Source organism: Brevundimonas sp. (assembly GCF_027487935.1).
Lineage (GTDB): Bacteria > Pseudomonadota > Alphaproteobacteria > Caulobacterales > Caulobacteraceae > Brevundimonas.
In genome coordinates, this window is sequence record NZ_JAIYCP010000028.1 from 1 (window position 1) to 21,311 (window position 21,311).

Annotated in this window: 14 protein-coding genes, 1 pseudogene and 1 riboswitch; of the genes and pseudogenes, 11 read left to right on the forward strand and 4 right to left on the reverse strand. The window is 69.2% G+C overall.

What is annotated here, in order from left to right; all coding sequences use genetic code 11:
• Positions 1-522 precede the first annotated feature (522 nt).
• From recQ to Q0053_RS10680, 3 genes and pseudogenes are all read left to right on the forward strand, one after another.
• Positions 523-2,394 (forward strand): annotated as a pseudogene (recQ, locus tag Q0053_RS10670) (DNA helicase RecQ); the annotation flags it as partial.
• Entirely contained in the window at positions 2,377-2,772 is a 396-nt protein-coding gene (locus Q0053_RS10675; protein ID WP_298100014.1) for an endonuclease domain-containing protein, read from the forward strand. The pseudogene recQ and the gene Q0053_RS10675, both read left to right, overlap by 18 nt.
• Before the next feature lie 241 nt (positions 2,773-3,013).
• The gene (locus tag Q0053_RS10680; RefSeq protein WP_298099907.1) at positions 3,014-3,904 is read left to right on the forward strand and encodes an aldo/keto reductase; all 891 of its coding nucleotides are present in this window, start codon (positions 3,014-3,016) and stop codon (positions 3,902-3,904) included.
• Here Q0053_RS10680 and Q0053_RS10685 read toward each other — a convergent pair.
• The gene (locus Q0053_RS10685; protein ID WP_298099909.1) at positions 3,888-5,726 is read right to left on the reverse strand and encodes a TonB-dependent siderophore receptor; all 1,839 of its coding nucleotides are present in this window, start codon (positions 5,724-5,726) and stop codon (positions 3,888-3,890) included. The two genes, Q0053_RS10680 and Q0053_RS10685, sit on opposite strands and share 17 nt — an antisense overlap.
• A 163-nt stretch (positions 5,727-5,889) precedes the next feature.
• Positions 5,890-6,096: riboswitch (cobalamin riboswitch) on the reverse strand.
• Between the two features lie 55 nt (positions 6,097-6,151).
• On the opposite strand from Q0053_RS10685, the gene mutS reads away from it, so the two are divergent.
• From mutS to Q0053_RS10710, 5 genes are read left to right on the forward strand one after another with little or no spacing between them, the layout of a single operon-like run.
• Entirely contained in the window at positions 6,152-8,845 is a 2,694-nt protein-coding gene (mutS, locus tag Q0053_RS10690; RefSeq protein ID WP_298099912.1) for a DNA mismatch repair protein MutS, read from the forward strand.
• Complete coding sequence (glnD, locus tag Q0053_RS10695; protein ID WP_298099915.1) at positions 8,842-11,532, forward strand: [protein-PII] uridylyltransferase; 2,691 nt, start codon at positions 8,842-8,844, stop codon at positions 11,530-11,532. The genes mutS and glnD overlap by 4 nt, the downstream gene beginning before the upstream one ends.
• A 32-nt stretch (positions 11,533-11,564) precedes the next feature.
• Entirely contained in the window at positions 11,565-13,160 is a 1,596-nt protein-coding gene (gene murJ, locus Q0053_RS10700; RefSeq protein WP_298099918.1) for a murein biosynthesis integral membrane protein MurJ, read from the forward strand.
• Positions 13,160-14,206, forward strand: coding sequence for a tryptophan--tRNA ligase (trpS, locus tag Q0053_RS10705; protein WP_298099920.1), 1,047 nt, complete (start codon positions 13,160-13,162; stop codon positions 14,204-14,206). Before murJ ends, trpS begins: the two co-directional genes overlap by 1 nt.
• Positions 14,206-14,664, forward strand: a complete 459-nt coding sequence (locus Q0053_RS10710; RefSeq protein ID WP_298099923.1) for a hypothetical protein — start codon at positions 14,206-14,208, stop codon at positions 14,662-14,664. Before trpS ends, Q0053_RS10710 begins: the two co-directional genes overlap by 1 nt.
• Here Q0053_RS10710 and Q0053_RS10715 read toward each other — a convergent pair.
• On the reverse strand, positions 14,661-16,058 hold the full coding sequence (locus Q0053_RS10715) for an RsmB/NOP family class I SAM-dependent RNA methyltransferase (protein WP_298099924.1): 1,398 nt from the start codon (positions 16,056-16,058) through the stop codon (positions 14,661-14,663). The genes Q0053_RS10710 and Q0053_RS10715 overlap by 4 nt on opposite strands.
• Positions 16,055-18,043, reverse strand: coding sequence for a potassium transporter Kup (locus Q0053_RS10720; protein ID WP_298099927.1), 1,989 nt, complete (start codon positions 18,041-18,043; stop codon positions 16,055-16,057). Before Q0053_RS10720 ends, Q0053_RS10715 begins: the two co-directional genes overlap by 4 nt.
• Positions 18,044-18,194: 151 nt before the next feature.
• On the opposite strand from Q0053_RS10720, the gene Q0053_RS10725 reads away from it, so the two are divergent.
• On the forward strand, positions 18,195-18,665 hold the full coding sequence (locus tag Q0053_RS10725) for an Rrf2 family transcriptional regulator (protein WP_298099930.1): 471 nt from the start codon (positions 18,195-18,197) through the stop codon (positions 18,663-18,665).
• 13 nt (positions 18,666-18,678) lie between these two features.
• Positions 18,679-19,479, forward strand: coding sequence for an SDR family oxidoreductase (locus Q0053_RS10730; RefSeq protein ID WP_298099933.1), 801 nt, complete (start codon positions 18,679-18,681; stop codon positions 19,477-19,479).
• Between the two features lie 311 nt (positions 19,480-19,790).
• On the opposite strand, the gene Q0053_RS10735 is transcribed toward Q0053_RS10730, so the two are convergent.
• Entirely contained in the window at positions 19,791-20,489 is a 699-nt protein-coding gene (locus tag Q0053_RS10735) for a MarC family protein (RefSeq protein WP_298099937.1), read from the reverse strand.
• A 103-nt stretch (positions 20,490-20,592) separates the two neighbouring features.
• Here Q0053_RS10735 and pyrF point away from each other — a divergent pair, with 103 nt between their 5' ends.
• Positions 20,593-21,309, forward strand: a complete 717-nt coding sequence (pyrF, locus tag Q0053_RS10740; RefSeq protein ID WP_298100016.1) for an orotidine-5'-phosphate decarboxylase — start codon at positions 20,593-20,595, stop codon at positions 21,307-21,309.
• Positions 21,310-21,311: the final 2 nt, after the last annotated feature.

Here is a 21,311-nt window from a genome sequence, read left to right on the forward strand (position 1 = left end):
CATCCCGTCGGTGGGGAGGGCGTCGGATCCAGCGCCCCGATGTCGGCGGGCTGTGGTCGAGCGATGAAGCCCGGGGGATGGATACTTCGGGGGTCCTTGCGGAGGTCGATGGATGGCCTCCGTTTGCTCGCCGCGCGCTTCCTGTGCGGACCGCTGACGAAAGTCATGTCCGCCGCGCCTCGCAGTCAGTAATGGCTGCGGGGCGATCCGGTCAGGTCCGAACTCAGGGCCACTACCCGGAAGGCGCGTGGAAAACGGCCGCGCGGGGCGATCTGTCTCGTCGAAACGGTAAATCTACAACAGCACCGGGCGAGGCCCGGCCGCCCCGCGCCCTCCCCGACCTTTCCGGCAGCGATGCCGGAGGGCGATCAGTCATGGGTGGTTGGTGACTGGTGATTGGTGGCGGCTGCCTCCTCGACGGTGGAAGGACGGCGCGAACCGCACCCGCGCCCCAACCAACCACCAATCACCAGTCACCCGCCACGCCTTCTCTCCCCGGAACAAATGAGGCACAAGGCCGCCATGCTCGCCGACTCGGTCCTTTCCCCGCCTGCTCCGTCGCCAGAGGGGCCGTCCCTGGCCGACGCCCGGGCGACGCTGGAGCGGGTCTGGGGCCATGCGGACTTCCGTGGGCGTCAGGCCGAGGTGGTGACCGAAATCCTCGCCGGTCGCGATGTGGTCGCCGTCCTGCCGACCGGCGGCGGCAAGTCGGTCTGCTACCAGATCCCGGCCATGCTGCGGCCCGGTCTCGGCCTCGTCGTCTCGCCCCTGATCGCCCTGATGACAGACCAGGTCGAGGCGTTGAAACAGCAGGGGGTGGCGGCGGCCCGGCTCGATTCCGGCGTCTCCATGGACGACCGCTCGGCCATCTGGCGGCAGGCCCGGGCGGGCGAGCTGGACCTGCTTTATGTCTCACCAGAGGGACTGGCGCAGCCGCATCTGATCGATCGCCTCCACGACCTGCCGCTTTCACTGATCGCCATCGATGAAGCCCACTGTGTCTCGCAATGGGGACATGATTTCCGCCCGGATTACAGGACGTTGGGTCGGCTGGCCGAGCTGTTTCCCGGCGTGCCGCGCATCGCCGTCACCGCCACGGCCGACGCCCGCACCCGCGAGGATATCGTCCGCTCTCTGCGGCTGGAGAATGCGAAGGTCGTCGTCGACAGCTTCGCCCGGCCCAATCTGCAGCTCTCGGCCATCCCCAAGGAGAACGCCTCGCGGGCGAAGACCGATGCCGCCGTCATCGATCTGGTGCGCCAGCGGCGCGGAAAGTCCGGCGTGGTCTATTGCGGCAGCCGCGACGGCTGCGAACGGGTGGCCGAAGCCCTGCGCGCCGCCGGGACCCATGCCATCGCCTATCACGCCGGTATGGAGGCCCGTGACCGCGACCGCCGGCTGGAGCGGTTCCTGGCCGAGGACGGGGCCGTCATGGTCGCGACCATCGCCTTCGGCATGGGGGTCGACAAGGCCGACGTCCGCTTCGTCATCCACGCCGATCCGCCCGGTTCGCTGGAGGCCTATTGGCAGGAGATCGGCCGCGCCGGCCGTGACGGCGAGCCGGCCGACGGCATCACCCTGTACGGCCCCTCCGACATCGCCTGGACCCTGAAGCGGCTCGAAGGCCGCCCCATGGCCGAAGAGGTCAAGGCGGTGCAGGTGAAGAAGGCCCGCCAGCTGTTCGCCATGCTGGATGGTGCCACCTGCCGCGCGCAGACGGTGCGCCGCTATTTCGGGGAAGAGGGTGCCGAACGCTGCGGTGTCTGCGACCTCTGCCTCGACCCGCCCGCCATCTTCGACGCCACCGTCCCGGCCCAGAAGGCCCTGGCGGCGGTGCAGCGGCTCGGCGAGCGGTTCGGCAAGACCCGGGTCATCGACCACCTGCTCGGCCGGACGAAGGACGTCCAGCCCTGGGAGGCGGCCCTCTCGACCTGGGCCATCGGCGCCGACACCGGCCAGCACACATGGCGCGACATCGTCGACCATCTGATGTTCGAGGGCCTGCTGGTCGAGGACCCCAATGAGGGCAAGCCGCTGGTGATGCTGGGCGATCCGGAGGCCGTGCGCGCCGTCTATCGCGGCGAACGGACCATCGAGGTCCGCGTGGCGGCCGCCCGGGCCACCTCAGCCCCCCGCGAGCGCACCCGGACCGGTCGCAACGCCGCGCTGGAAACCCTGGACACCGACGTCCGCGCCCGGTTCGAGACCCTGCGCGCCTGGCGCCGCGACCGCGCCGCCGAACAGCGCGTCCCGCCCTATGTCATCTTCCAGGACCGGACCCTGCTGGAGATCGCGATCAAACAGCCCCGCGACATGACGGCGCTCGCGGGCGTTTCGGGCGTCGGTCAGTCAAAAATCGACCGCTACGGCGCAGCTGTGCTGGAGGTCTTGCGGCTCGGCGCGAACCTCGAAGACGAAGGCAGGCCGGAAACCATCATTGATCGCGCACGCGATCTGCGACGCGGGATGAGCCTCCCCGAGGTCCAGTTGTGGCCGCGATTGAGCAGCCGCAAGCTACGCGGTCTGAAGTTCCGTCGGCAGCACCCGGTCGAGCCGTTCATCATCGATTTCTACTGCGCGGAGGCACGGCTGGCCGTCGAAATCGACGGCATCGGACACGAGCATCCCGAAAGGATCGCAAAGGATCGCCAGCGAGATGCGATTCTTCTTGAGAAGGGCATCCGGACGCTGCGTATCGCCGCCCGGGACGTCTTCGAGGACATGGACGCGGTACTCGACAGAATCGCCCGCGCCGCCGGTGCAGCAAATTGAGCCTTCTCCCGTTCACGGGAGAAGTGTCCCGGCCTCGGGCGGAGCCCGAGCAGGGACGATGAGGGAATTCTTCTTGCCTGAAGGATCCAGCCCCCATCGTCGCTGGCTTGCTTCGCAAGCGACGCGACACTTCCCCCGCAAGCGGGGGAAGACGTTCTCAGCGCAGATCATCGTTCGCCGGTTAAGCTCCGCGCAAGGTCTTGGAAGGGCGGCCTTAAACTTTCGCCCTCACATTCGACCGGTGATCTCCAGCCGTACCCCGTCCCCGATCGACAAACTGGCCGTCGCCGTCGTGCATCAGCCCGAACGCGCCATTCCTGCGCCGGTGGGGGCGCGCGAGGAATCGCTGCGACTGCTGCTTCAGACGGCCGCCGATTCCGGTGTGACCCGTGTCGCGACCCGGCCCGATGGCGACGGTGAACGCTGGCTGGGCCAGGCCTGGCCCTTCCCCTCTCCCTTCCAGGTCTCGGTCTGCACCGTATCGGTCAACGACGGCGTCGACCGGGTCGAGGCCCGCGCCCGCCGCTCGCTGGAACGGCTCGGTCTGCCACGCGGTGACCTGCTGCTGGTCTCCAGCGCCAGCGACCTGGCCGGGGCCGAGGGTCGCGCCCTCTGGGACCGGCTGCTGGCCCTGAAGGACCGCGGCCTCTACCGCCGCATCGGCTTCTGCGCGACGATCGAGGACGGCCCGGCCCTGCTGGCCCGTCGCTTCCAGCCCGATGTGGTGCAGCTGGGCTGCAACCTGCTCGACCAGCGCGCCCAGCACACCGGCGTCCTCGCCGAACTGGCGGCCCTCGAGGTGGACATCCATGCCGCCTCGGTCTTCGCCGACGGACTGCTGTTCATGAGCGGCGAGGCCCTGCCGCTCGAAATGCACCGCCATGCGCCGACCCTGTCGCGCATCCGGCGCCGTCTGGCCGAAGCCCGCGTCGATCCGATGCAGGCGACCCTGGCCTATGCCATGGGCCTGCCCGAGGTGACGGCCGTCGTCGCCAGCATCGCTTCGGCCGCAGAACTTCGCGCCGTCATCGCCGCCACCCATGCCACCACGCCCGACCTCGACTGGGCCACCATGCAGCTTGAGCCGGCAAACAGCGCCGCCGGTTCCCGCCGGATCAATAGCGCAGCCTGATCCCCACGAAGCCGGACCGGCCCGGCTCGCCATAGCCGAGCGCCTGCTGGTAGCGGCGGTCGGCCAGATTTTCGAGCCGCACGGTCAGGGTCGCCGCCTCGCTCAGGACCCAGGACCCGTTCAGGTTCGCCGTGATGAAGCCCGGCCGGATCCCGCCCGCATCGTCCTGATCGCCCTCACCCCGAATCGTGAGCGCCCCCGATAACCGCGCGCCGGTCCAGCCGAGCGTCGCCGACCCCGACCGCTCCGGCACCCGCAGCAGCCGCGCCCCGGTCCGCTCGTCCCGCGCATCGGTCCAGGCCCCGGCCAGGCTCAGGTCGAAGCCCTGCCCCAGCTGCGCCCGGGCCTCCAGTTCGACACCGTCGGTCAGGGTCCGCGCGACATTGACGTAGACGCTCTCGAACGTCCCCGGATCGAGGACATAGGTGATCTGGTCCTCGACGCCGAGCCGATAGACGGTGGCCCTTGCCTCGATCCGCCCGTTCGCCGGGGCCCAGCCGATGGCGGCTTCGTAACCTTGGGCCGTCTCGGGCCGCAGCGCCGGGAACGGCCGGGACGAGACGCAGAAGTCGCAAACGGCCTGGCTGATGGACGGGGTCTTGAACCCTGTCCCCCAGGCCGCCGACAGGATGAAGCCCGCGCCGGCGTCCAGGGCCCCGGAGACCCGGCCCGTGACCTTGGCGCCGAAGTCGTCGGTGTCATCGAACCGCACGGCCGCGGTCAGATTGAGCCGCTCCGCCGGTTCGATCCGCGCCGTGGCGAAGGCCGAGGTCGTACCCAGCTGTTCGGTCCGTCCTGTGGACAGACTGCCCCGGCTCTCCTCCCGTTCGGCACCGATGACGAAATCCAGACCCTGGAAGGTACCGTCCGCCTGCCAGCGCAGGGCCTGTCGGTCCGCCTCAAAGGCCGAGGGGAAGGCCGAGACGGTCTGCCGCGCGATGTCCGAGGCCGACAGGCTGAACTGGTGCTGAAGGCCCGACGCGTTCAGGCGGAGGCGGCCGAAGCCGGACCATTGCCGGCTCGACTGGGTGTCCGACGTGTCGGCCAGGGCATAGGCCGGAGGGGGAAAGCCGTCGAGGTCGGCGTCGCTGTCAGTCCAGCGCAGCGCCCCGTCGACCGCCACGTCCGCGGAGACGGCGAAGCGGCCGCGAACCCCCGCCGTGGTCGAGGCAAGGCCGTCGGCTTCCGGATTGCCGTCGGCCTCGTCTGCCGCCGAAATGCCGTCGGTGCGAAACTGCGAGACCCAGGCCCCGAAGCCGTAGCGCCCGGTCGAGACCCCCGCCGCCAACCGGCCCCGGACCGTGTCGAATGACCCCGTCTCCCACTCGGTCGTAAGGCCGTCGAGGTCGCGGGTGGTGAAGGCGATCACCCCGCCGATGGCGTCGGAACCCCACAGGGACGACTGCGGCCCGGACAGCACCTCGATCCGTTCGATATCCGACAGGTCGAAACCCGAGACGTCGAAGGCGCCGTTGATCTCGGCCGGGTCATTGACCGGCACGCCGTCGACCAGGACCAGGGTCTTGCCCGGCGAGGCCCCGCGTATCCGCACCTGGGCAACCCCGCCGAAGGCCCCCGACCGGACCACCGACAGACCGGGGACGTCACCGAGGATGTCGGCGGCGAAGGTCGCGCCGCGCTGATCGAGGGTGCGTCGGTCAATCACCCGCGCACCGGGCGTCCGGGTGACGATGGCCGACAGCCGGGTGGCGGTGACGATCACCTCGGGCAGGGTGTCGTCCGGACCGTCGACCGTCCGGCCCCATGCAGGCACGGGCAGGAGCACGGCCGCGGCCGTGGCAAGAAGGATGGATCGCGTCATGACGCGGGCCTCCGTCGCCCCGCGCTGACGCTGCGCGGCGGCGTGTGACAGCGACCGACCCGCCCCCCGGAAGGGGGACGGCGCTGGGGTCGGGTCGCTTCGACGGAACAGTTTCCGCGCAAACGGAAGGTTGGCCCCACGCCTCTGTCTGGTCCCGGACAGCGGACGAGCGACATCGGCGGCCAGGTCTCCTGGCTTGCGGGTCAACAATCGCTGTCCACGCCTTCCCGGTTTCCCAGTGGCGCCGGAAGCGAACTTCCGGATCGGACGACAATCTCGCCGCCTACAGTTGCGGGCACAGCCGCGGTGTTCGACCGCGTTCCCTTAACCGCCTGTGGCGCTTGTCGCAGGCTGACCGGCCCTGTGCAAGGACGCGCCATTCCGCTTGAGCGCGCCCCCGCAATCCTTCACCCTGTGGCGTCACCATGAACGCCCCCCTCGTCCACCCTCCGACAGCCGACACCGTCCCGTCCAGCGAGGGGACGACGCCGGTCATGGCGCAATTCCTGGCGGCCAAGGCCAGCCAGCCCGACGCCATCGTCTTCTTCCGCATGGGCGATTTCTACGAGCTGTTCTTCAAGGACGCCGAGATCGCCTCAAAGGCGCTAGGCATCACCCTGACCAAACGCGGCAAGCACCAGGGGCAGGACATCCCCATGGCCGGCGTGCCGGTGCATGCGCTGGACGGCTATCTGGCGCGGCTGATCCGCCAGGGGTTCAAGGCGGCCATCTGTGAGCAGATGGAAGCGCCGTCCGAAGCACGAAAGCGCGGCTCCAAGGCCGTGGTTCATCGCGACATCGTGCGCGTCGTCACACCCGGAACCCTGACCGAGGACAGTCTGCTGGACGCACGCGGGGCCAACCGTCTGGCCGCCGTCTCGGTGCGCAAGGGCCGGGCCGCCGTCGCGGTGGTGGAACTGTCGGCCGGATCGGTCGACGCGGTCGCCTGTTCGCTGGAGGACCTTGGAGCCACCCTCGCTTCGTTCCGGCCCTCGGAAGTGCTGGTGCCCGACCGGCTGTTTTCGGACGAGGCGACCAAGGCCGCGCTGGACGGATCCGGCGGCGTGGTCCAGGCCCTGCCGCAGGCCTTGGCCGAGCCGGTCGGGGCCCGGGTGCGGGTCGAGCGGCTTTACGGCGTCGCCTCGCTGGACGGCTTCGGCGCCTTCGAGGAGGCCGAGGTTTCGGCCCTGGGCCTGATCGCGGCCTATCTGGAGACGACCCAGGCCGGCAAGATCCCCGCCCTGTCGCCACCGCGCCGGTCGGGCGACAGCGGCTTCCTGGCCATCGACCCGGCGACCCGGTTGAGCCTCGAAATCGACCGCACCCAGCGCGGCGAGCGCGAGGGCTCGCTGCTGGCCTGCATCGACCGCACCGTCACCTCGGGCGGGGCCCGCGCCCTGGCCGAACGGATCGCCCGGCCGCTCTGCGACCCCGCCGCAATCAATCATGGACTCGATGCGGTCGAATGGCTGCTGGCGCGACGCGACCTGCGCCGCGACCTGCGTGACGGACTGAGGGCCTCCTCGGATGTGGCCCGTGCCGTGTCGCGACTGGTTCTGGGCCGCGGCGGGCCGCGCGATCTGGCCGCCATCCGCACCGGCCTGTCGATCGCCGAGGGAATCGCCGGCCTGTTTCCGCCGGCGCGCGAGCCTCTCTCCGGCCCGCCCGCCCGGCTCGTCGCCTGTCTCGACCGGTTGGCCCTGTCGCCTGACCTCGGGCGGCTGTTGGCCGATCTGGCGCAGGGCCTGGTCGCCGAGCCGCCACATCTGGCCCGTGACGGCGGCTTCGTCGCCCCCGGCTATCGCCCCGAACTGGAGGAGGCCCGCCGCCTGCGCGACGACAGCCGCCGCGTCGTCGCGGACCTCGAGGCCCGGGCCGTGGCCGAGGCCGGCGTGCCGTTCAAGGTCCGTCACAATGCCGTGCTCGGCTATTTCCTCGAGACCAGCGCCAGGGCCGCCGAACCCCTGCTGCGGCCGACGGGCGAGAGCCCCTTCATTCACCGTCAGACCCTCGCCAACCAGGTCCGCTTCACCACCGTCGAACTGTCCGAGCTGGACGCGAAGATCAGCCAGGCGGGATATAGAGCCCTGGCCATCGAGGGAGAGACCTTCGAGACCTGGCGGACGACGGTCCAGTCCCAGGCTCGGCCGCTGCAGGCCCTGGCCGAGGCCCTGGCCGAGCTCGACGCCCATGCCGCCCTGGCCGAATGGGCCGAGGAGGTCGACGGCGTTCGCCCCGTCATCGATGATTCGCTCTGTTTCGATGTCACCGCAGGCCGTCACCCGGTGGTCGAGGCGGCGGTCCGGTCCCAGGGCGACCCCTATACGCCCAATGACGGCCGGCTGGACGGTTCCGGCGCGGCCGCCTCGCGGCTCTCGATCGTCACCGGGCCGAACATGGCGGGCAAGTCGACCTTCCTGCGCCAGAACGCCCTGCTGGTCGTGCTGGCCCAGGCCGGGGCCTTCGTGCCGGCGAAGGCCATGCGACTGGGCGTGGTCGACCGGCTGTTCAGCCGCGTCGGTGCCGGCGATGATCTGGCGCGCGGGCGCTCCACCTTCATGACCGAGATGGTCGAGACGGCCGCCATCCTGACCCAGGCGACGGACCGGAGCTTCGTCGTGCTGGACGAGATCGGGCGCGGCACAGCCACCTATGACGGACTGGCCATCGCCTGGGCAGTGGCCGAGGCCCTGCACGACCACAACCGCACCCGCACCCTGTTCGCCACCCACTATCATGAGCTGGCCGGGCTGGAGACGCGGCTGGCCCATGTCTGCAACCTGTCGATGGCAGCGCGGGAATGGAACGGTGATCTCGTGTTCCTGCACGAGGCCCGTCCTGGTGCTGCCGACCGCTCCTATGGCGTCCAGGTCGCGAAACTGGCCGGGGTGCCCGCCGCCGTTGTCAGCCGCGCCCGCGAGGTGCTCGACAGGCTGGAAGGCGAGAAGGCTGCGGCCATCAGCCTGGACGACCTGCCGCTGTTCGCCGTGACCGAGCCCGCGCCACCCCCGCGGTCCTCAGCCGTCGAGGACGCCCTGCAGGCCATCGAGCCCGACGAACTGTCACCACGCGAGGCGCTGGAGGCCCTTTATCGCCTCAAGGGTCTGGGCCGCCGGTGACCGATGCCCTGGACGACCGGCTGATCGAGGCCGCGTCTGCGACCGATGTGCGCAGGGCCGTGGCGGCCATTCTGAAGGAGTCCTTCGACGCCGCCCGCGTCCGCATTGCCCGCCGCCTCGACGCCGGAGGGGCGGGGGTCGAGGTCGCCCACCTCTATTCGGCCGCTGCGGATGAGTTGTTGAACGCCCTCTGGCGGTTCACCACCGAAACCCTCTATCCGGCCGCCAACCCCAGCGAGGCCGAACGATTGAGCCTGATCGCCGTCGGCGGCTACGGGCGGGGCGTGCTGGCCCCCTTTTCGGACCTGGATCTGCTGTTCCTGCGCCCGTGGAAGTCCATCCCGCGCACGGAACAGGTGATCGAGTTCATGCTCTATGTCCTTTGGGACCTGGGCATAAAGGTCGGCCAGTCGGCACGTTCGGTCGACGAGTGTCTGGCGCTCGCGAAATCGGACATGACCGTGCGCACGGCCCTGCTGGAAGCGCGCGCCCTGGCCGGGGATGACAGACTGGCCGCCGACTTCATCGCCCGCTTCCGCGCCCAGGTGGTCAAGGCCGACCCCCGGCATTTCATCACTGCAAAGCTGGAGGAACGCGACGTCCGGCACCAGAAGTCCGGCGCGGTGCGGTATCGGGTCGAGCCCAACGTCAAGGACGGCAAGGGCGGCCTGCGCGACCTCAACACCCTGTTCTGGATCGCCCGGTCACTGGCACCGGACAGCCCGCTGGGTGCGCGGGTGATGGAAGGCCTGCTGACCGCCCGAGAACGCCGGACCTTCGAGGAGGCCTTCGACTTCCTGTGGCGGGTCCGGGCCCATCTGCACCTGACGGCGGGGCGGCCCGAGGAAAAACTGACCTTCGACCTTCAGCCGGAGGTCGCCCGACGCATGGGCTGGCGCGGACGCGGGGACGAGCCGGCGGTGGAGCGGTTCATGCGCCGCTATTTCCTCGTGGCCCGCGACGTCGGCGGGCTGACCCGGGCACTCTCTGCCAAGCTCGAAGCGCGCCAGCAGAAGTCGACGATGAGTCTGTCGCGACTCATTCCTGGCCGCAAACGCAAGCTCGGCGTCGAAGGCTTCATCGAGGACTCCGGCCGCCTGTCCGTCACCGGCCCCGAGGTGTTCACCGCCGCGCCCGAAAAACTGCTGATGCTGTTCCGCACGGCGGATCAGCACGACCTCGACCTGCACCCGGACGCCTTTTCGGCCGTCAGCCGGTCCCTGTCGCTGGTCACGCCGTCGCTGCGTCGTGATCCGGAGGCCACCCGCGCCTTCCTGGACATACTGGCGCACGGCCAGCGGCCCTATCGGGTGCTGAGCCTGATGAACGAGACCGGTCTGCTGGGCCGGTTCCTGCCCGAATGGGGCCGGATCGTCGGCCAGACCCAGTTCAACATGTATCACGCCTATACGGTGGACGAGCACACGCTGCAGGCCATCGGCATCATCAATGACATCTGGCGCGGCAAGCTGAAGGCCGACCATCCCTCCTCATCCGAGATCGTGCACCGGATTGACGACTTCGAGGCCCTGATGCTGGCCATGCTTCTGCACGACGTCGGCAAGGGCGGTGACCGGGGACAACTCGAGGACGGCGCCATCGCCGCGCGTCGCGCCTGCGACCGGCTGGGGCTCGATCCGCGGCGGACCGAGTTCGTGGTCTGGCTTGTGCGCAACCATCTCGCTCTCAGCGACTATGCCCAGAAGCGCGACGTGTCGGACCCGGCGACCGTCAAGGCCTTCACCCGACTGGTGGGGGATCCGGAGCGGCTGCGGACGCTGCTGATCCTCACTGTGGCCGACATCCGCGCCGTCGGGCCGGGTGTCTGGAACGCCTGGAAGGGCAACCTCATCCGCGACCTGTATCAACGCACCGAAGGCGTGTTCCGCGGGGAGGACGTGACCCACGCCGACCCGCTGGACGACTATCCCGACCTGGTCGCTCGGGCCCGGCTCAAGGGGGCCGCCGCCGAGGTCCTGATGGTCCGGGATGACGAGGCGGGGGAACACCCCGCCACCCGCGTCGCCGTCGCCGCGCGCGACCGGCCGGGGCTGTTTGTCGATCTGGCCGGTGCCCTGGCCGGTGCCGGGGCGGATGTCGTCGGTGCCCGGGTCGCGACCGCGGCGGACGGCACGGCCCTGGACGTTTTCGAGCTGCAGGACGGCGGCGGGGCGCCCTATGGCCAGGCCGAGCCGCGGCGCCTGACCCGGCTCATTGCCACACTGGAGGCCTCCGCACAGGGGGGCGTCCGGATCGCGCCGGCCCCGGTTGCGACACCCAGTCCGCGTCGGGCCGCCTTCGACGTCCGGCCGACCGCCATTGTCGATCTGGATGAAAGCCCCGACGCCGCCGTGGTCGAGGTGTCCGGTGCCGATCGGCCGGGTCTGCTGGCCGACCTCGCGCGCGTACTGGCCGACCATGGCCTGTCGATCCGCTCGGCCCATATCGCCGGCTTCGGCGAGCGGGCGGTGGACAGTTTCTACGTCACCGATCCCGAGGGCCGGAAACCGAACCCGGGGCCGAAGCTGGAACAGCTGAGGCTCGAGCTTGAGGCGGTGCTGGACCGGGTCGACCGGGCCGGAACCCGGCTGTCCGCGCCCGTTCGGGCCAGCCTGCGCGACGTGTCTGAAGTCGGGCGGCGAGGTTCTGCGTCAGACTCCGTATCGCGCGCGCCACAAGCAGGATAAGCGCTGATTCAAACCTCTCCATCGAGCCCCTGATGAGCCTCGCCCGCAACACCCTGGTGCAAGCCACCCTGACCCTGGGAAGTCGGGTGCTCGGCTTCGTCCGCGATATGGCTCTGGCCGCCCGGTTCGGCCAGGGGCCGATGATGGACGCCTTCACCACGGCGCTGATGATACCCAACCTGTTTCGGCGACTGTTCGCCGAAGGGGCCTTCGCCCAGGCCTTCGTACCGGTCTATGGCGGCGTCCGCGCCCGCGAAGGCGACAAGGCGGCGGCGGTGACGGCATCCGAGGCCATGTCCTTCATGCTGGCCGTGGTGGCTGCCTTCTGCATCCTGCTGCAGGTTCTGATGCCATGGATCATGCCCTGGCTGCTCTCGGCCTATCGGGGTCAGCCGGAGGTCATGACGGTGGCGGTGACCGCCACCCAGATCGCCATGCCCTATCTGGCCTGTATGACCGTGGCCTCGCTGCTTTCGGGCGTGCTCAACACCGGCGGCCGGTTCGCCCTGTCGGCGGGCGTGCCGGTATTCCTGAACCTGTGCACCCTCGCCCCCCTGCTGGCGGCCCAGGTCATTCCCGCCAGCCAGCCGCAGGTGCTGTTGTGGGTCACCGCCGCCGTGACCGTCTCCGGCCTGATCCAGGCGGGGCTGCTGTGGTGGGGCGTACAGCGGCTCGGGATCACCCTCCGCCTGTCGTGGCCGCGGCTGACGCCCAATGTAAAGCGGGCCCTCGCCCTCGCCGTGCCGGGCGCGATGGCCGGCGGGGCGATGCAGGTCAACTCCCTGGTCAGCCAGATGCTGGCGGGATCCGACGAGGGGGCCCGGTCGGTCCTCTACAACGCCGACCGCCTTTACCAGCTGCCGCTGGGCCTGATCGGGGTCGCCATCGGCCTGGCCCTGGTGCCACGACTGACCCGGGCCTTCGTCGCCGATGATCACGAAGGCGGGCGCAAGACGCTGGATGACGGCATCACCCTGGCCATGGCCTTCACCCTGCCCGCGGCGGTGGCCCTGTTCGTCATTCCCTTCTTCATCATCGACGCCACCGTGACGCGCGGGGCCTTTACCAGCGCCGATGCAGCCCGGACCGCCGATGTGTTGCGCCAGTTCGCCTGGGGCGTGCCGGCCTTTGTCCTGGCCAAGGTGCTGACACCGCCCTTCTTCGCCCGCGAGGACACCCGTCGGCCCATGATCTATGCCGTCGCTGCCGTCGTCTTCACCATCGTGGTCGGGGCGGGCCTGTTCTTCTGGCTCTCGCGAATGGGCGTCGACGGCGTGCTGGGTCTGGCCGTCGCCACCAGCCTGTCAGCCTGGATCAATGTCTCACTGCTGGCCGGCACCCTCATGCGCGAGGATGCCTGGCGGCCGTCGCCGGCCTTTCTGTCGCGTCTGTCCCGTGTCCTGGCCGCCAGCGCCGTCATGGCGGCCCTGCTGGTCGCCGCCGGTATGGGCTATGGCACCCTCAGCCGTGTCCTGCTGGCCAAGGAGATCGCCGTCCTGATCGTCTGCGGTGCCGGGGGCCTTGTCTATGCCGCCTGCATCGTGCTTTTCCGCGCCGTCAGCGTGTCCGAGCTCAAGGCGACGCTGAAGCGTGAACCCGGCGCAGCAACGCCGACCGGACTCGATTGATGACTGAAGCCGCTCCCAACCCCGCTCCCGCCTATTCCGGCCCCCGCCGCATCCTGTCCGGCATCCAGGCCTCGGGCGCCCTGCATCTGGGCAACTATCTCGGGGCCCTGAAGCGGTTCACCCAGCTGCAGGACACGGGCGCGCCCTGCTTCCTGTTCGTCGCCGACCTGCATGCCATTACCGTCTGGCAGGATCCGGCCCTGCTGACCGCCCAGACCCGTGAGATCGCCGCCGCCTATCTGGCGTCCGGCCTCGATCCGGCGCGGTCGGTGATCTTCCCCCAGTCGGCGGTGCGGGCCCATTCCGAACTGGCCTGGATCCTCAACTGCGTCGCCCGCCTCGGCTGGCTGGACCGGATGACCCAGTTCAAGGAGAAGTCGGGCAAGCACAAGGAGCGCTCCAGCGTCGGCCTCTACACCTATCCGGTGCTGCAGGCTGCCGACATCCTGCTCTACAAGGCCACCGAGGTGCCGACCGGCGAGGACCAGAAGCAGCATCTGGAGCTGACCCGCGACATCGCCGCCAAATTCAACAACGACTTCAACGCGCCCGGCTTCTTCCCCCTGCCCGAGCCCCTGACCCAGGGGCCGGCGCCGCGGGTCATGAGCCTGCGCGACGGCGCGGCCAAGATGAGCAAGTCCGACCCGTCGGACCAGTCGCGCATCAATCTGACCGATGACGCCGACACCATCGTGGCCAAGATCCGCAAGGCCCGCACCGACCCCGACGCCCTGCCCGAAACGCTGGAAGGCCTCGAGGGCCGCGCCGAGGCCAAGAACCTCGTCACCATCTATGCCGCCCTGGCCGACATCAGTCGCGAGGCGGTATTGGCCCAATTCGCCGGCCAGGGCTTCGGCGTATTCAAGCCCGCGCTGGCCGACCTCGCCGTCGCCTCCATGGCCCCGGTCAGCGCCGAAATGCGCCGGCTGATGGCCGATCCGGCCGAAATCGACCGCGTGCTCAAGGACGGCGCCGAACGGGCCGCCGCCATCGCCGATCCGGTGGTGGACGAGGTCAAGAAGATCGTCGGCTTCTGGAGGGCGTGATGCTGGCGCTGATCTGGGCCCTCGTCGCCGGGCCGCTTGCGCAGGAAACCGCGACGGAACCGCCGGCGTCGGCCCGGAGCGGAGACCTGACCGTGTCGCAGGGGGCCATGATGGCCTGGAGCGTGAACGGCGGCCTCGGCGGTCAGGTGACGGTCCTGGTCGATAACGCCGGTGCCGGAACGGACCGGATTCTGTCCATGACCACGCCCTCGGGGACGGTCGGCGACGTCGGCGTCTATCCGATCGTCAACGGTCGCGGCGAACGCGCGCCGGATGGCGATCTGACGATCCGTCCCGGCCGGACCGGGGTGCTGGCGGAGTTGACCGATCTCGCTTCGGGCGTACCGGCACCGGTGCTGACCACGGTCACCATCACCTTCGAGCAGGCCGGCGAAGTCACTGTTCAGGCCATGCCGGCTTCACCCGCCCCGCCGCCGCCGCCGACAACGAGGCGTTAGGCGACGCGGTCCAGCCGGGCGATGAAGAAGCCGTCGAGGCCGCCCTTTTCCGCCCACATCGACGGCAGGATGCGCAGCCAGCCCTCGGATGTCAGCGCCTCTGACGGTGCGCCGACGACCCCCGGGTCCGCAGGCGCCGTCCGGAAGGCCTGGTTGCGGCGCAGGAAGGCGATGATCTGGGTCTCGCCCTCCTCGCGTTCCAGCGAACAGACGCAATAGACGAGCCGGCCACCCGGCTTCACGCGTTCCGCGGCGGCGTCGAGCAGCCGGTGCTGGACATCGGCCAGTTTGGCGACATCGGCAGGTTTGGTCGCCCGCAGGACTTCAGGATTGCGCCGGAAGGTGCCGGTCGCGGTGCAGGGGGCGTCCAGCAGGACGGCGTCGAAGGTACGCGGGTCGTCCCAATCCTCGGCCGGGACGGCCACAACCTCGGCGGACAGGCCGGTACGGGTGAGATTCGCGCGCAGCCGGTCGAGCCGCTTGTCTGACCGGTCCAGCGCCACAACCGAGGCGCCCGAGGCCGCGATCTGCAGCGTCTTGCCGCCGGGCGCAGCGCAGAAATCAACGATGGACTCGCCGGTCGTCGGTGCCAGCAGTCGGACCGGAACGGCGGCGGCGGCGTCCTGGACCCACCAGACCCCGTCCTCGAACCCCGGCCAGGTCGAAAGGTCGCCACGACGGCCGGTGCGGACGGTGTCTCCGGCCATCACCTCGCCGTCCAGCGCCCCGGCCACTGCGGCGGCATCGACCTCGGGCTTCAGGCTCAGGTCGGTCGCCGGTTCTTCCCGCGCCGCCAGCGCCAGACCGGTCAGGGTCGCCTCGCCATAGGTGGCGCGCCAGCGGGCGGCGAGCCATTCGGGCAGGTTGGACTCGGCCGTCGTCAGCCCGGGCCCCTCGCGCTCGATGCCGCGCAGCACGGCATTGACCAGATTCTTGTAGGGCCGGGTCTTGGTCTCGCGCTCCGCCAGTTTCACCGCCGTCGAGACGGCGGCAAAGGCCGGCGTCTCCAGCACCAGCGTCTGGGCCAGGGCTACCCGCAGGATGGTCCGCACGGCCAGGGGCGGGGCCTTCTGAAGCTTGCGGTCCAGAATCTGGTCGATCTCGCCCAGCCGACGCAGGGCGGCCATGGCCACAGCGCGGGCGAAGGCCCGGTCGGGCCCGGGCAGGTCCGCGACCTCACGGAACGAGAGGGCCGTATCCAACCCGCCCCGGCCTTCAAGGGCAGCGTTCAGCAGCACACCGGCGGCCAGTCGAGCCTCGACGCCGATGTCGGGGCCGTCGTCACGGGGGTCCGCGACCCGGGGCTTCGGAGGTCGGGTTCCGGCGCGGGCCTTGTCGGCTATGCGGCGACCGCGGGCGGCGGAGCTCCGCCCCTGGTCAGGCCCACGGCTCAAACCACCACCTGCGTGCCCAGCTCGACCACCCGCCCGGGCGGGATATGGAAGAAGTCGGTCGGATTGGCGGCGTTGCGGGTCAGGAAGATGAACAGGCGGTCCTGCCACATCGGCATGCCCTGGGAGGCGGAAGCGACCACCGAGCGACGCCCGAGGAAGAAGCTGGTCGACATGATGTCAAACTTCAGCCCCTGCTTGCGGCACACACCCAGCGCCTTGGGAATATTGGGCTGTTCCATGAAGCCATAGGAGATGGTGAGCTTCTTGAAGTCGTCCGAGATCGGCTCGATCGTCACCCGCTCACTCTCCGGGACCCGCGGCCGGTCGGTGGTTCGAACCGTCAGGATGATGTTTTTCTCGTGCAGCACCTTGTTGTGCTTGAGATTGTGCATCAGGGCGACCGGAGCGACATCGGGATCCGAGGTCAGGAAGATGGCCGTACCGGGCGCGCGGTGGGGCGGCCGGGCGCGCAACATCTCGATCAGGTCGGTCAGCGGCAGACTGTCCTTGCGGGTCTTGTCAGACAGGATCTGGGTGCCCCGCACCCAGGTCCACATCAGCAGCACCAGTGCCACGCCCAGCACCAAAGGCATCCAGGCACCGTCGGGAATCTTGAGAAGGTTCGAAGTCAGGAACACGGAATCGATGAAGCCGAACGGGATCAGGGCGGCGAGCGTCGCCCATACCGGCCAGTTCCACTTATGGCGGATGACCGAATACGCCATCAGGGTGTTGATCAGCATGACCCCGGTCACCGCGACACCATAGGCGGCAGTCAGGTTGGACGAGCTCTGGAACGTGAACAACAGGACCAGCACCCCGATCATCAGCAGGTTGTTGACCGCAGGCACATAGATCTGTCCGGCCTGGGTCTCGGAGGTGTTCTTGATCTCGATGCGCGGCAACAGGCCCAGTTGCACCGCCTGCTGGGTCACCGAGAAGGCACCGGTAATGACCGCCTGGCTCGCGATCACGGTCGCCGCCGTCGCCAGCGCCAGCATCGGCCAGTAGACCACCGTCGGTACCATGCTCCAGAACGGATTCTCGGAAGCCGCCGGATCGGACAGGATCAAGGCTCCCTGGCCCAGGTAGTTGAGGGTCAGGCAGGGAAGAACGAAGGCGACCCAGCCGATCCGGATGGGCGATTTTCCGAAATGGCCCATGTCGGCATAGAGGGCCTCGGCCCCGGTCACCGCGAGGAAGACGCTGCCCAGAATGATGAAGCCGAGGAAGCCGTCATTGATCAGCAGCGTCACCCCATAGTGCGGCGACAGCGCCCGCAGGATCGAGATGTCGTCGAAGATGTGAAACAGGCCCAGAACACCCAGGCTCAGGAACCAGAGGGCCGTGATGGGGCCGAAGAACCGCGCCAGACCCGCCGTCCCCCGCGCCTGAACCAGAAACAGGGCGATCAGGATGCCGGCGGACACCGGAACGATGAAGGGATCCAGCCGCCCGGCCACCCCCGGCGCGTCCTTGACGCCCTCGATCGCCGAAAGCACCGAAATGGCCGGTGTGATGATACCGTCGCCATAGAAGAGCGCTGCGCCGCAGACGCCGAGGATGAACACGAAGGCGGTACGCCGGCCGATTGCATGGGTTGCAAGGGCCATCAGGGCCAGGGTCCCGCCCTCGCCCTTGTTGTCGGCCCGCATCAGGAACATGACGTATTTGAACGTCACCACGATCATCAGGGCCCAGAAAGCCAGCGAGACCACGCCGATCACGGCCAGGTCGCCACCGACGCCCTCGCGCGCATGCCCGATGGCCTCGCGCAGAGCGTAGAGCGGGCTCGTACCGATGTCGCCGAACACGACGCCGATCGCACCGATGATCAGGCCCCATTTACCGGCCTTGACGTGACCGCCCTCGCCGGCTGCCGCGGGGTGCGGGTGGGCCGGGGCGACCGATTGGTCGGCGGGAGACTGGGCGTTTGAGGCGGCGGCGCTGGCGGCGTCTTCACCTTGGGGAGGGGCCCCGACCATGACGTTCCTCCGGGACGCCGCACCTGCGGCTCCCATCAAAAGAGCGGCGAGGCTTTAGGCCCTTTCAGCGGGCCGTTCAATCGTGCTGCAAGCGCGAAATCAAACCCCGTTTGTGAAAGCCGCTCCGGACGCCTATCCTGGGTCCAGAGCCATGTCCGACAGCCAACGCTTTCCCGTCGCCGCCCATGCCCTGGCCTATCTGGCCCACAAGGGTGCGAACTCGCCGGCCCAGGCCGTTCCGAGCGCGATTCTGGCGGCCTCGATCCCGACCAATCCCGTCGTTGTGCGCCGCGTGACCGCCCTGCTGGCAAAGGCCGGGCTGATCGCCACCCGTCCGGGCGCCTCGGGCGGGGCCTGGCTGTTGCATGAGCCGAAGGATATCTCGCTGGAAACCGTGCTGCGCGCGGTCAACGGTTGCGCCCACCTCGGCTCGCCGCCTGCAGGAGCCCGGGGCTGCCCGATCAGCGAACACATCCCCCGTCAGGTGGCCAAGGCCCTGACCGCCGCCGATCAGGCCGCGGGTCAGGCCCTGTCGAAGATCACCATCGCCGACCTGCTGGACCCGGAGCCGGCCTCGCTGGCGGCCTTCGCGCCGCATGCGTCCTGTCCGGTGGCCGCCTGAGATGAGCCTGCCGTTGCGACCGCGTCCCGTGGTTCTGGTCACCGGCGCCTCGGCCGGTATCGGCGCGGCGCTCGCCCGCATCTACGCCCGGGAAGGTTGGGACCTGATCCTGACGGCCCGGCGCGAAGCGCAGCTGCATGCGCTGGCTGATGAACTGGCCCGGCTGGGGGCCGCCTCCACCATCCTGACGGACGACCTCGCCGACCCGGCCGCGCCGCGCCGCCTGTTCGACGCCATCCAGTCGAAGGGCCTGACCGTCGACGGCCTGATCAACAATGCGGGCTTCAGCCGTACCGCCGGCTTCCTCAATACCGACCCGGCGGCCCACCGGGCGATGATCCAGGTCATGCTGGCCGCGCCGGTGGAGCTGGCCCGGCTGTTCGCCCCCGGCATGGTCGAGCGGGGCTATGGCCGTATCCTCAATGTCGCCTCCCTCGCCGGCCAGATGCCCGCGACCGGCGGCGACACCCTGTACGGGCCGATCAAGAGTTTCCTGATCAAGGCCTCGCAGGGGCTGCATCTGGAGCTGCGCGGGACCGGGGTCCACGTCACCGCCCTGTGCCCCGGCTACACCCTGACGGAATTCCACGACGTGAACGGCACCCGCGCGCAGGTGTCCTCGGCCTATCCGGCCTGGATGTGGCAGACGGCGGCGCATGTGGCGCGGGTCGGCTACGAAGCCTGCGAGGCCAACCGGCCCAGGGTCACGCCGGGGGTGATGAACAATCTGCTGGCCGGCCTGGCCAAGCATTTGCCGGACCGGGTGGCGCTCCGAATGGTCGGCGGCCATGCGAAACGGCTGAAACGGATTTAGGGACTGACGAGAGCTACTGTCGCCGGCTTGTCCGGACAGTGAGCCGGCCGGCCAAGACCGCCGCGACCAGGCCAGTGACAGCCGCGGTTCCAAGATAAGCTAGCGGCTGATTGGTGACCAGCGTGCTGGGATAGAATGGAGCCTGTGCGAACAGCATCAGCACAAGCGCCGTCCACCCTGCCGCCGTCGCGGCAAGGGCCAACCAAACGGCGGGCCAGAACTTCAGAAATATTTTGGCGACGAGAAACACGCTGACAGCTGACGTCAGCGCGAGAATTGCGAGAAAGCCGAACGCAAAAAGCGGGCCCAACCTAGTGACCGCGGTCCGGGTACGGCGTCGTCGCAATACTGCTGAACATGCCCGGAATGGCTTCCGACAGGCCGGCGAGGATGAACTGGATCGCGAGGGCGCACAGGATCAGGCCCAGCACCCGGACGACAATGGACATGCCGATCTCGCCGAGCAGCCGGCTGATCGGGCCGGTCAGGGTGAAGCAGATGAAGGTGGCCAGACCGGCGGCGAGGATGGCCACCATCCCGGCGATCTGACCGGCAGGCCCGACCTTCTCGGCCTCTCCGGCCTGGATGATGATGGTCGAGATCGCGCCCGGGCCGATCATCAGGGGCATGGCAAAGGGCACGATCAGCCGCTGGAACCGGCGCCGGGCATAGCCCTGTTCACTCTGGGCATCCTTGATCGCTTCGGGATCGGCAAACATCTTGAGGAAGTCCTCGCGCGTCATGTCGAGGCCCAGCAGCAGCAGCAGGATGCCGCCCGCGATGCGGAAGGCCGCCAGGGAGATGCCGAAAAACTGCAGCAGCCCCAGGCCGGTGAAGAAGAAGAAGGCCAGAAAGACGACGATGAAGATGCAGATCAGGCCCGAGACCGAGAGCCGCTGGCGCATGGAGGCGCCGGCCGTGGCTGCGGCGAAGATCGGGATGTTGCCGATCGGATCCACAAGGGCGAACAGGGCCACGAACAGGTTGACGCCCAGATCGACCGCGTCCATGTGCTGACCTCGCCCTTCAATTCATCAGACCGCGCCCCATCAAGGCTGCCGCCCGCGCGCGCGACCAGCTTAACGGCTCGAACGGAGCGACGCCATGACCCCCGTGCTGACCGATCCCCGCCTCATCGTCGGTCTCGACCTGCCGTCGCTGGATGCGGCCCGGGCCATGGTCGACCGCCTCGGCGCGACCATCCGCTTCTACAAGATTGGCCTGACCCTGCTGGCCCGGCCCGGCGGCGTGGCCTTCGCCCATGAGCTGCAGGCCTCGGGCAGGATGGTGTTCCAGGACTGGAAGCTGCACGACATCGGGGCCCAGGTCGAAGGCGCGGCCCGCGCCGTGGCCGAGGGCGGCTGCGACCTGCTGACCGTCCATGCCGAACCACAGGTGATGCGCGGCGCGGTCAAGGGCCGCGACGCGGCGGGGACGGCTACGAAACTGCTGGCCGTCACCGTCCTGACCAGCCTGTCGGACGCCGATCTGACCGACATCGGCTATGGCTTTTCGGCCCGCGACCTGGTCGAGCGGCGGGTGCGCCAGGCGCTGGACTGCGGCGTCGACGGGGTGGTCTCAAGCCCACTCGAAGCCGCTCGCGTGCGCGAAATCGCCGTGGCGGCGGGGCGGCCCGACTTCCTGATCGTCACCCCGGGCGTCCGGCCTGAGGGGGCCGAAAAGGGCGATCAACAGCGCGTGGCCACGCCGCGCGCGGCGCTGGAGGCCGGAGCCACCCACCTCGTTGTGGCCCGGCCGGTGGTGGGTGCGGAAAATCCGCTCCTCGCAGCCTCGGCCATCGTGGAATCCATTGACGGGATCGCCCGCTAGCG